The sequence below is a fragment of the Skermanella sp. genome (assembly GCF_059503625.1).
Genome location: NZ_JCACHA010000719.1, coordinates 1 through 11045 on the forward strand (window position 1 = coordinate 1; position 11045 = coordinate 11045).

Annotated in this window: 9 protein-coding genes and 1 pseudogene; 5 read left to right on the plus strand and 5 right to left on the minus strand. The window is 67.1% G+C overall.

Features of this window, described 5'->3' with window-relative positions:
* The 5 genes from AC5JJ6_RS24190 to AC5JJ6_RS24210 form a co-directional block, all read left to right on the plus strand.
* On the plus strand, nt 1-802 hold an 802-nt coding region (locus AC5JJ6_RS24190), incomplete at its 5' end, for an ABC transporter permease (RefSeq protein WP_496044513.1).
* Nucleotides 799-2481: an ABC transporter ATP-binding protein gene (locus AC5JJ6_RS24195; RefSeq protein WP_496044514.1), complete on the plus strand. Its 1683-nt coding sequence runs from the start codon at nt 799-801 to the stop codon at nt 2479-2481. The genes AC5JJ6_RS24190 and AC5JJ6_RS24195, both read left to right, overlap by 4 nt.
* A 21-nt stretch (nt 2482-2502) precedes the next feature.
* On the plus strand, nt 2503-4068 hold the full coding sequence (locus AC5JJ6_RS24200) for an aldehyde dehydrogenase (NADP(+)) (protein ID WP_496044515.1): 1566 nt from the start codon (nt 2503-2505) through the stop codon (nt 4066-4068).
* Nucleotides 4065-4997 carry a dihydrodipicolinate synthase family protein gene (locus AC5JJ6_RS24205; RefSeq protein WP_496044516.1) on the plus strand — a complete coding sequence of 311 codons (933 nt, stop codon included), beginning with the start codon at nt 4065-4067 and terminating at the stop codon, nt 4995-4997. The genes AC5JJ6_RS24200 and AC5JJ6_RS24205 overlap by 4 nt, the downstream gene beginning before the upstream one ends.
* A gap of 62 nt (nt 4998-5059) precedes the next feature.
* Nucleotides 5060-6583: an ABC transporter substrate-binding protein gene (locus AC5JJ6_RS24210; RefSeq protein ID WP_496044517.1), complete on the plus strand. Its 1524-nt coding sequence runs from the start codon at nt 5060-5062 to the stop codon at nt 6581-6583.
* Between the two features lie 4 nt (nt 6584-6587).
* Here AC5JJ6_RS24210 and nagB read toward each other — a convergent pair whose 3' ends face one another.
* From nagB to AC5JJ6_RS24235, 5 genes and pseudogenes are all read right to left on the minus strand, one after another.
* On the minus strand, nt 6588-7337 hold the full coding sequence (gene nagB / locus AC5JJ6_RS24215) for a glucosamine-6-phosphate deaminase (RefSeq protein ID WP_496044518.1): 750 nt from the start codon (nt 7335-7337) through the stop codon (nt 6588-6590).
* Nucleotides 7334-8254: an ROK family protein gene (locus AC5JJ6_RS24220; protein WP_496044519.1), complete on the minus strand. Its 921-nt coding sequence runs from the start codon at nt 8252-8254 to the stop codon at nt 7334-7336. The genes nagB and AC5JJ6_RS24220 overlap by 4 nt, the downstream gene beginning before the upstream one ends.
* Nucleotides 8251-9357, minus strand: a complete 1107-nt coding sequence (locus AC5JJ6_RS24225; RefSeq protein ID WP_496044520.1) for an ABC transporter ATP-binding protein — start codon at nt 9355-9357, stop codon at nt 8251-8253. The genes AC5JJ6_RS24220 and AC5JJ6_RS24225 overlap by 4 nt, the downstream gene beginning before the upstream one ends.
* Nucleotides 9357-10862: an argininosuccinate lyase gene (gene argH / locus AC5JJ6_RS24230; RefSeq protein ID WP_496044521.1), complete on the minus strand. Its 1506-nt coding sequence runs from the start codon at nt 10860-10862 to the stop codon at nt 9357-9359. Before argH ends, AC5JJ6_RS24225 begins: the two co-directional genes overlap by 1 nt.
* Nucleotides 10859-11045: pseudogene (locus AC5JJ6_RS24235) on the minus strand (hypothetical protein); the annotation flags it as partial. The gene argH and the pseudogene AC5JJ6_RS24235, both read right to left, overlap by 4 nt.

Here is an 11045-nt window from a genome sequence, read left to right on the forward strand (position 1 = left end):
CTTCGCCGCGATCTTCGGCCCGATGCTGGTCGGCGACATGGCGACCAAGCTGGGTTTGCGCCAGCGCAACATGGCGCCGTTCTCGCTCGACCAGGGCTGGCTCTATGTGCTGGGGGCCGACACGCTCGGCCGCAGCATCCTGGCGCGTCTGGTGGTCGGCGCGCAGAACACGCTGGGCATCGCGGCGGCGGCCGTCGTCACGTCGATGCTGATCGGCGGCGCGCTGGGGCTGATCGCCGGCTATTCCAACCGCTGGTACTCCCAGGTGATCCTGCGGCTGGCTGACATCATCATGAGCTTCCCGTCGCTGCTGCTGGCTCTGATCGTCCTCTACACGCTGGGTCCTAGCATCCCCAACCTGATCATCGTGCTGGCGATCACCCGCATCCCGATCTATCTGCGCACCACCCGCGCCGAGGTGCTGGAACTGCGAGAGCGGATGTTCGTCAGTGCCGCCAAGGCGATGGGCGCGGGGTCGCTCCGCATCGTGCTGCGCCATATCGCACCGCTGGTTGCGCCGACGCTGATCACCATCGCCGCCATCGACTTCGCCTCCGTCATCCTGGCGGAATCGGCGCTCAGCTTCCTCGGCCTCGGCATCCAGCCGCCGCAGTTCACCTGGGGCGCCATGGTCGCGACCGGCCGCGGATATCTGGCGAACGCATGGTGGGTCGCTTTCTGGCCCGGACTTGCTATCCTGCTGACGACGCTTTCCCTGAACCTCTTGTCGAGCTGGGCCAGGACGGTCGCCGATCCGCAGCAGCGGTGGCGGCTCCAGACCCTGCGGAGGGCTCCGCGATGACCGGCCCCACCAATTCCGGCAAGACCGGCCCCATCCTGGAAGTACGCGGGCTGACGGTGGACTTCCTGTCCGACCGCGATCCGGTCCGCGCCGTCAGCGGGGTCGATTTCCACGTCTCCCACGCGGAAACGCTCTGCATCCTGGGCGAAAGCGGCTCGGGCAAGAGCGTCAGCACCAGCGCCATCATGGGGCTGATCGACACACCCCCGGGCGACATCGTCGCCGGCCGGATGTTCTTCGAGGGCCGCGACCTCGCGGCCATGACGGAGGAGGAGCGGCGCGACATCAACGGCCGGAAGATCGCGATGATCTTCCAGGACCCGCTGGCCTACCTGAACCCGGTCCACTCGATCGGCCGCCAGATCGCGGAAGTGTTCGAAGCCCATGGCGTCGCGTCAGGCGCCGACGCCAAGCGCCGCGTGGTCGATCTGCTCCGCCGCGTCGGCATCCCCGATCCGGAAAATCGCGTAGACCAGTATCCGCACCAGTTCTCCGGCGGCCAGCGGCAGCGCGTGATGATCGCGATGGCCATCGCCTTGCAGCCGTCCGTCATCATCGCGGACGAACCGACGACCGCCCTGGACGTCAGCGTCCAGGCGCAGATCCTCGACCTGCTTCGCGACCTCCAGGCCGAATACGGCATGGCGCTGATCCTGATCACCCACGATCTGGAAGTCGCGGCCTCCATGGCCGACCGCGTCATGGTGATGAAGGGCGGCCAGATCGTGGAGGAGGGGGAGGCCAGGACCGTCTTCACCCGCCCCCAGCACGAATATACCCAAAAACTGCTGTCGGCCCTGCCCCACGCCGACGACACCGACAAGCACCGGCGCTCCGCCACCGTGGCCGGCGAGCCGATCCTGAAGGTCGAGAACATCGTCAAGCGCTACACGCTGAGCACCGGCCTGTTTGGCGCCGCCAAGCACGTCCACGCCGTCAACGACATCAGCTTCCAGGTCAACCGGGGCGAAACCGTCGGCATCGTCGGCGAGTCCGGCTCCGGCAAGTCCAGCGTCGCCCGCATCCTGCTCCGCCTGAACGAGCCGACATCGGGCCGGGCGCTCTACAAGGGCGACGACATCTTCCGCATGAACGAGCGGGAGCTGCTGAAGCTGCGGCGCAAGATGCAGATGGTGTTCCAGGACCCCTACGGGTCGATGAACCCCCGGATGGACGTGCGTTCGATCATCTCGGAACCGCTCCGTATCCACCGCGACATCCTGCCGAAAGCGCAATGGAACGACCGCGTGGTCGAACTACTCGAACTGGTGGGGTTGAAAGCCGAGCATGCCAACCGCCATATACACCAATTCTCCGGCGGTCAGCGCCAGAGGATCGCCATAGCGCGGGCGCTTGCCAGCGATCCGGAACTGATCGTCTGCGACGAGGCGGTGTCGGCGCTAGATGTTTCCATCCAGGCACAGGTGATCGACCTGCTCGCCGATCTCAGGACCCGATTGGGATTGTCTTATATCTTCATCACCCACGACCTGCCGATCGTCCGTCATTTCGCCGACCGGATAATTGTGATGAAGCAGGGCGAGATCGTAGAACAGGGCACGACCCAGGCACTCTTCGCCAACCCGCAGCACAGCTACACGCGTTCGCTGTTGAATGCGACGCCGCATCCCAAATGGGAAACGGGCGCCGCGAGCCAGTTGAGCGTTCGCGTTTCATGAAACAGATTCAGGGAGATCCCCATGCCGCTCACCGGTGAACTTCTGATCGGCCATTCGGCCCGCCGTGGTACCAACGGTGAAGTCTTCGGTCTCGACGCCGCGACCGGCGAAAAGCTGCAACCCGGTTTCGGCGGCGCCACGCTCGACGACCTCGAACAAGCAGCATCCCTTGCAGCCGCCGCTTTCCGTCCCTACCGGGAAACCAGCCTGGAGTCGCGCGCTAAGTTCCTGGAAGCCATCGCCCAGAACATCCTCGACATCGGCGACGAGCTGGTCGAGCGCTGCGTCAAGGAAAGCGGCCTGCCGCGCGGCCGGATCGAGGGCGAGCGCGGCCGCACCGTCGGCCAATTGCGGCTGTTCGCCAACGTCGTTCGCGACGGCGGCTTCATCGGCGCGCGGATCGATCCGGCGATGCCGGACCGCACGCCCCTGCCCCGCCCCGACATCAGGCTTCGCCAGATCGGCGTCGGCCCGGTCGCGGTGTTCGGCGCGTCCAACTTCCCGCTGGCCTTCTCGGTCGCCGGCGGCGATACGGCATCGGCGCTGGCCGCCGGCTGCCCGGTGATCGTCAAGGCCCACTCGGCCCATCCCGGCACGTCCGAGCTGGTCGGCCGCGCCGTCCAGCGCGCCGTCAAGGAATGCGAGATGCCGGAAGGCACCTTCTCGCTGCTGTTCGACAGCGGGCGCTCCATCGGCCAGGCTCTCGTCGCCGACCACCGCATCAAGGCGGCGGGCTTCACCGGCTCGCGGGGCGGCGGCACCGCGCTGATGAAGATCGCGGCGTCCCGTCCGGAACCGATCCCGGTCTATGCCGAGATGAGCTCGATCAATCCCGTCCTGCTGTTCCCCGGTGCGCTGGCCGCTCGCGGCGAAGCCATCGGCAAGGCCTTCGTGGCGGCTCTGACGATGGGCGCCGGGCAGTTCTGCACCAATCCGGGCCTGATCCTGGCAGTCGACAACGACGGCCTCAACGGCTTCGTCGAGGGCGCCAAGGCGGCCCTGGCCTCGGCTCCCGCCGCGACCATGCTGACCCCCGGCATCCACAAGGCCTATTGCGAGGGCGTTTCCCGCCTGAAGTCGCACTCGCAGGTCAAGATGCTCGGCGAAGGCACCGTCGGCGAGCGGTTCCAGGGGCAGGCAGCCCTGTTCAGCACGACCTCGGAAGACTTCCTGAAGCACCCCGAACTCCAGGAAGAGGTCTTTGGTTCGTCCTCGCTGATCGTGCGCTGCAAGGACAACGACGACCTGGGGCGCGTGCTCGACAAGCTGGAAGGCCAGTTGACCATCGCTCTTCAAATGGAGGCTTCGGACAAAGATGCCGCCCGCCGGTTCATGCCGGTGCTTGAGGAGAAGGCCGGCCGCATCCTGGTCAACAGCTTCGGCACCGGTGTCGAGGTCGGTCACGCCATGGTCCATGGCGGTCCGTATCCGGCGACCTCCGACGGGCGGACGACGTCGGTCGGCAGTCTGGCGATCACCCGCTTCCTGCGTCCGGTCTCGTACCAGGACGTACCGGGCGACCTGCTGCCGCCGGCTCTGTCGGACGAAAACCCGTTCGGCATCCAGCGGAAGATGGACGGCAAGTGAGCCTGGGCAAGCATGACCTGAAGCAGGCGCTGACGGGGATCTCCGGGATCCTCGTCACGCCGTTCGACCGCGACGACGAGCTGGCGCCCGAGCTTCAGGCGCCGATCGTCAACCGCGCCATCGGGGCCGGCGTCCAGATCCTGGTCGCCAACGGCAATACGGGCGAGTTCTACGCCCTGACCTCGGACGAGGCGGAGACGATGGTGCATGCCAGCGCCCGCCACATCGACGGGCGCGTCCCGCTGGTCGCGGGCGTCGGCCGGGGCATCAAGGACGCCTGCCGTCTCGCCAAGGCGTCGGCGGAAGCCGGCGCCGACGCGCTGATGATCCACCAGCCGCCCGATCCGTTCGTGGCGCCGCGCGGCGTGGTCGAATACGTCAAGCGCGTCTCGGACGCGTCCGGCGGCCTGCCGCTGGTGATCTACCTGCGGAACGACGCCATCGGCGTCAAGGGCATCGCGGATCTCTGCGCGGTCGAGGGCGTCGTCGGCGTCAAATGGGCGACGCCGAACCCGCTCAAGCTGGCCGAGGCGATGGCGGCCTGCGACCCGGATATCATCTGGGTCGGCGGTCTGGCCGAGGTCTGGGCGCCGCCGCTCTACGCCGTCGGCGCGCGGGGATTCACGTCGGGCCTGATCAACGTCTGGCCCGAGCGGTCGGTGGCGATCCACACGGCGCTTGAAGCCGGCGACTATGCCGAGGCGCGCCGCCTGACCGCCGGCATGCGGGCGTTCGAGGACATCCGCGCGCAGGAGATGAACGGGACCAACGTGACCGGCGTCAAGGCCGCGTTGCGTCTGCTCGGCCATGACTGCGGCCGGACCCGCCCGCCGTCGGCCTGGCCGCTGACGGACACGCAATCGAAGATGCTGGCCGAGTTCGTCGAGGCGAACGGGCTGAAACGGCTTGGGTCCTCCGGGGCTCGTTGAACTCGCTCCCTCGCCGCCCCTAAGGACGGCGAGGGAATGGGAAAAGAAGAAAGGGAGGAAGAATGCACAACAAGGCACTTACCCGTTTCACCGGATTGATAGCGCTGTCACTGGCGGCGACCATCTCCGGCACGGCGCTCGCCGCCGGCAAGGGCGAGATCACCGTCGTCCTGCCGGAGCAGCCGGCGAACCTTGAGCCCTGCCGATCGATCCGCAACGACATCGGCCGCATCATCAACATGAACATCACGGAGACGCTGACCGACATCCAGGCGGAGGAAGGCACCGTCACCCCCTATCTCGCGACGAGTTGGGAGCAGGTGGACGACCTGACTTGGCGGTTCAAGCTGCGCGACGGCGTCAAATTCCAGGACGGCTCCGACTTCAACGCAGACGCCGTGGTCCATACGGTCAACCGGCTGATGAACAGGAACATGACCTGCGACAGCCGCTCCAAGTTCGGCGACATCAAGCTGACGCCCAAGGCCGTCGACGCCGGGACGGTCGAGATCAAGTCCGACATCCCGATCCCGATCCTGCCGACCCTGATGGGCACGGTCCAGATCGTCTCGCCCAAGCTGCCGCTGGACAAGGAAACCAACAGCCCCGTCGGAACCGGTCCCTACAAGCTCGACAGCGCCTCGCCGGAACGGGTGGTGCTGACGTGGTTCGACGGCTACTGGGGCAAGCCGGCGGAGGTGAAGAAGACGACCTTCGTCTGGCGGCCGGAATCCGCGATCCGCGCCGCCATGGTCTCGACCGGGGAGGCCGACCTGACGCCGACGATAGCGGTGCAGGACGCCACCAACCCCGCCACCGACTTCGCCTATCTCAACTCCGAGACGACCCGCATGCGGATCGACGCGCAGATGCCGCCGCTGGACGACAAGCGGGTCCGCGAAGCGCTCAACCGCGCGATCGACTGGGACGCGCTCGGCAGCGCCCTGTTCGGCGACGACGTGATCCGGGCGTCGCAGATGGTCGCTCCGGGCGTCCGGGGGCACAACTCCGACATCAAGCCCTGGAGCTATGACCCGCAACGCGCCAAGCAGCTCCTTGCCGATGCCCGCAAGGACGGCGTGCCGGTCGATAAGGAGATCAAGCTGATCGCCCGTAACGGTTTCTTCCCGAACTCCGCCGAATCGCTGGAAGCGATGATGGGCATGTGGGAGGAAGCCGGCTTCAACATGACCATGGTCCAGCTGGAAGCCGCCGACTGGGTCCGCTACCTGGACAAGCCGTTCCCGGCGGAGCGCGGGCCGACGCTGTTCCAGCAGCAGCACGACAACAACACGGGCGATGCCGGCTTCACGGCGCCGGTGATGTATTCCAGCAACGGCCAGTACTCGACCATCGCGGACCCTGAAGTCGACAAGGTCATGAGGCAGGCGATGAGCGCCACCGGCGACGAACGGGCCAAGCTGTTTCAGACCGTCTTCGCCAAGGTCCACGACGACGTCATCGCCGACGTCCCGATGTACCACATGATCGGCTACACACGAGTCGGCAAGCGGATCGAGGGCTGGCGTCCGACCCTGAAGACCAACAGCGAGATCCGGCTGTCGGAGATCAACCTGACGGACTGACCGGTCAGGCCCGGCGTCTGATCCCGGCCGCCGCCGCCGTGTCGCAGACGATCGTCACGGCGGGATGGCGGCGGAGGACGGAGGCGGGACATCGCGGCGTTTCCGGCCCGGCCAGCGCGGCGGCCAGCGCTTCCGCCTTGGCGTGGCCGGTCGCGACCAGCAGGATCTCGCGGGCGTCGAGGATGGTAGCGATGCCCATGGTGATCGCAAACTCCGGTACCGTCTCGCCCTCCGGAAAACTGCGCCTGTTCGCTTCCCGCGTCGCTTCCGTCAGCCGGACGGCGCGGGTGCGGGAGTCGAACGGCGACCCCGGCTCGTTGAAGCCGATATGGCCGTTGCCGCCGATCCCCAGCACCATCAGGCCGATGCCGCCGGCTTCCGCGATGGCTTTCTCGTAGCGCCGCCCTTCCGCCGTGGCGTCGCTGGCCAGCCCGTCGGGAAGATGGGTCCGCGCCGGATCGATATCGACGTGCCGGAACAGCATCTCGCGCATGTAGGCGTGATAGGACGCCGGGTGGTCGGGTGGCAGACCCCGGTATTCATCCAGGTTGAAGCTGGGGGCCCGCGCGAACGAAACCTTGCCCGTGCGGTATGCTTCGGCCAGCCGGACATAGATGCCGCGCGGCGTCTCACCCGTAGGCAGGCCCAGGACGAGGTCCGGCTTGGCCGCCAGCCTGCCGACGATATGCGCCGCCGCATAGTCCGCTACGGCACCGGCATCGTCGAGGACCACGAGCTGGGGACCGGGGCTCATGCCTGTCCCCCGAGCCGGCGCAGCGCCACGCCCAGAGCGCCGACGACGGCGGCACGGTCGCCCAGCCGACTGATCTCGACCGGCGGCGGCACCGGCATGCAGCGCGCCAGATGCACGCGCACCCGCGCGATCAGCTCGCGCCGCGCTCCGATGCTGCCGCCCGTGACGACGACTTCCGGATCGAGCACCGATGCTACCGCCGCGATGGCCTGGGCGAGGATGCCGGCCGTCTCGTCCAGAGCGAGATCGGCGGCGGCATCGTCACGGCCCAGGGCGTCGAAGATTTCCCGGACGGTGGCGTCGGCCCTGCCGCCATGGGCGGCGTAGCGCTGCACGATGGCGGCACTGCCGATCGCGGTTTCCAGCGTGCCGAGACGGAAGCCTTCGCGGTCGAAGGGATCTCCCCCCAGCGGCAGATAGGCGATCTCGCCGGCCGCCCCTTTGGCGCCTCTCACGAGAGCGCCGTTGGCGACGATGCCCATGCCGATGCCGGTACCATGCGCCACGAAGACGAAGTTGGCGGAGCGGCGGCCCCGCCATAGCTCCCCTTCCGCCGCGAGGTTGACGTCGTTCTCGACGGTCATCGGCAGGCGCAGGCGGGCTTCAAGCTCGCGCACCACGTCCAGAACGTCGAAGCCGGGAATGTTCGGCGCGACCGCGACGCTGCCGGTCTGCGGTTGCAGCACCCCCGGACAGCCCATGACGCCGAGGCGAACGGACTGCCGGGCGATGCCGGCCTCTTCCGCCAGATGCTCCAGCGCCGCATCGATCTGGGCTATGACGTCCAGCCCGCCCCTGCGGTCGGTCGGCTCGACCCTTTCCGCCAGGATGACGCCGTTGCGGTCCGCCAGCGCCGTATGGAGCTTGGTACCGCCGAGATCGATGCCGAAGACGGCTTCGGCCTTGGGACCGGTCATCGCGAAACCAGCGCCCGTTCGGTGGCGGTATCGAACAGGTAGAGGCTTTGCAGCGGCGCCCGCACGGTGATCCTCTCCCCGACTTTGGGGATCGCCTTGCCGCCGGTGCTGGCGACGATCTGGCTGACGCCGGAGTCGATATGGACCAGCGTTTCCGAGCCGAGCGGCTCGACCACGGCGACCTCGCCGGTAAGCAGGACGGCATCCGCCGCCGCTGCCGACCCGTCGTCCATGACAAGGTCGTGGGGCCGCCAGCCGACCAGGACGGCAGCGTCCTTGGCAGCCGCCTGAACCGCTTGCAGGACCGGCACGCGCGGGCCGCCGCCGTCAAGCTCGACCGCCAGCCCGTCGCCATGGTGCGTCAGCCGGCCCGGCAGCAGGTTGATGGTCGGGCTGCCGATGAAGCGGGCGGTGAAGATATCCACCGGACGCTCGTACAGGTCCAGCGGCGTGCCGACCTGAAGGATGCGGCCGTCGCGCATGACGACGATGCGGTCGGCCATGGTCATGGCTTCGACCTGGTCGTGGGTCACGAACACCGTCGTCGTCCCGAGCCGCTGGTGCAGCCGCTTGATCTCCAGCCGCATCTGGGCGCGCAACTGGGCGTCCAGGTTGGACAGCGGCTCGTCGAACAGGAAGGCCGCCGGGTCGCGGACCATGGCGCGGCCGATCGCGACGCGCTGGCGCTGGCCGCCGGAAAGCTGCGCCGGGCGGCGGTCCAGCAGCGGCTCCAGCCCCAGCAGGGCCGCCGTCTCGCGGATGCGCTTCTGCTTGGCGTCCTTGTCCAGGCCGGAGGCATGGAGGCCGAAGCCGATGTTCTGTCCGACATTCATGTGCGGGTAGATCGCATAGTTCTGGAACACCATGGCGATGTTCCGTTCCTTCGGCTCCAGCTCGTTGACGACGCGGCCGCCGATCCTGAGCGTGCCGGAGGTGATGTCCTCCAGCCCGGCGATCATCCGGAGCGTCGTCGATTTGCCGCAGCCGCTCGGGCCGACCAGCACGACGAACTCGCCGTCCGCCACCGACAGGTCGATGCCCTGGACCGTGGTCGCCGCCTTGCCGTAGCGCTTGACGATGTTCTGAAGCTCGATCGTCGCCATCACGCGTCTCCCAGCAGAGACCGGAACGACCGGTCGAGTTCGGCGGCGGCGGCGACTTCGCGCGCCGCGATCCGGTAGGCTTCGGCATCGAATGCGTCGAGCTGTCCGCGATAGTCGGCTATCGCGGCATCCATCGACGCCGGGGCGGGTCCGCCGAAGCGGTTGCGGACGGCGACGAAATGCTCGGGCGATACCAGCTCGGCGAAGGTCGCGGCATCGACCGACGGGCTGCGCCCGACCGACTTCTGGAACGCCTCGACGAAGGGGCCGTAGCCGTCGCTACCGAGGTCACCCTGGACCGCGACCACGCGCTTCGCCACCTCGGCCGCGATCTCGTGCGCTTGCCGGAACGACAGCCCTTCGCGCCGGACGAGGCTGTCGGCCAGTTCGGTGATCGTGATGCAGCTTCGCCGGGTGTTGCGCGCCACATTTGCGGTATCGATCCGGATACCGCCGACCAGCGCCGTCAGAAGATCGATCACACGCAGGGCCGAGTTGAAGGCCTCGTAGCCGATCTGCTGGGTTTCGCCTTCGCTGTCGTTCATGTCGGTAAAGGGAGTGTTGTGCATTACGTCCAGCATGGTTCGCGCACGGCCAACGGTCTGGGAAGCCAGGTGGCGAAGATGTTCTATGGGAACCGGATTGCGCTTCTGCGGCATGATCGAGGAGATCTGTACGAAGGCGTTGGGCACGTAGAGCTGGCCGACCTCGAAGCTCGACCAGACCTGGAAGTCCTGGATCGGCCGTCCGAGGTGCAGAAACATCAGCTCCATGGCCCCATAGAGGCCGGTGATGTAGTCGACCGAGGCGATGCAGCCGTAGGAATTGCGCAAGGGCCCGGAGAATCCCAGCAGTGCCGCGACCCGTGCCCGGTCGATCGGGAAGCCCGATGTCGTGATCGCGGCGGCCCCCATCGGCGACTTGTCGATCACGTGACGCGCCGCCGCGATTCGCTCGATGTCGCGCAGCAGGACTTCGGCCACCGCGCAGAGATAGTGGCCGAAAGTCGTCGGTTGCGCCGGCTGGCCGTGGGTATAGGCCACGATCAGCGTCGACTTCTCGCGCTCCGCCACGTCGAGCAGGATACTTGCCAGCTTCCGCGCCTGGGTCAGCAGCACGTCGGTCCGCTGCTTCAGGGCCAGCTTGAACAGGGTATGGTCGATGTCGTTGCGCGACCGCGCGGTGTGCAGCCGACCGGCCAGATCGGGACCGAGCCGCCGCTTCAGTTCCGCCTCGATCAGGAAGAAGAAGTCCTCGACCTCGCCGGTATATGTGAGCTGGGCCGGGTCGATCTCGCGGTCGATCGCTTCCAATGCCTGGGCGATCCGGGCGGCATTGTCGCGCGGCAGGATGTCGGTTTCCACCAGCATGACCAGATGGGCGCGGTCGATCCGGCGGAAGCCATCGACATGATGGGTCTTGGCGCCGTCGAACAAGGGCCGCAGCACGGTTTCCTTGTAGGTCGGATCGGGGAAAACTGAACTGTCTGAAGTCACTTCGGTCATCCCTTAAGTCCTGCCATGACAACACCACGTACAATGAAGCGTTGCAGTACTATGAAGATCAATAGAGTAGGAAGGGTGGCGATGCTGGCCCCGGTCATAATCAGTTCCCAGCGGATAGCCTGTTCGACCGAGAAGCTGGAGAGACCGACCGGCAGCGTGTAAAGCTCGGCGCTGGTCGTCACG

Coding starts and splice junctions, on each gene's coding strand:
- AC5JJ6_RS24195 (WP_496044514.1), top strand. CDS start 799: ATGACCGGCCCCACCAATTCCGGCAAGACCGGCCCCATCCTGGAAGTA.
- AC5JJ6_RS24200 (WP_496044515.1), top strand. CDS start 2,503: ATGCCGCTCACCGGTGAACTTCTGATCGGCCATTCGGCCCGCCGTGGT.
- AC5JJ6_RS24210 (WP_496044517.1), top strand. CDS start 5,060: ATGCACAACAAGGCACTTACCCGTTTCACCGGATTGATAGCGCTGTCA.
- nagB (WP_496044518.1), bottom strand. CDS start 7,337: ATGAGCCCCGGTCCCCAGCTCGTGGTCCTCGACGATGCCGGTGCCGTA.
- AC5JJ6_RS24220 (WP_496044519.1), bottom strand. CDS start 8,254: ATGACCGGTCCCAAGGCCGAAGCCGTCTTCGGCATCGATCTCGGCGGT.
- AC5JJ6_RS24225 (WP_496044520.1), bottom strand. CDS start 9,357: ATGGCGACGATCGAGCTTCAGAACATCGTCAAGCGCTACGGCAAGGCG.
- argH (WP_496044521.1), bottom strand. CDS start 10,862: ATGACCGAAGTGACTTCAGACAGTTCAGTTTTCCCCGATCCGACCTAC.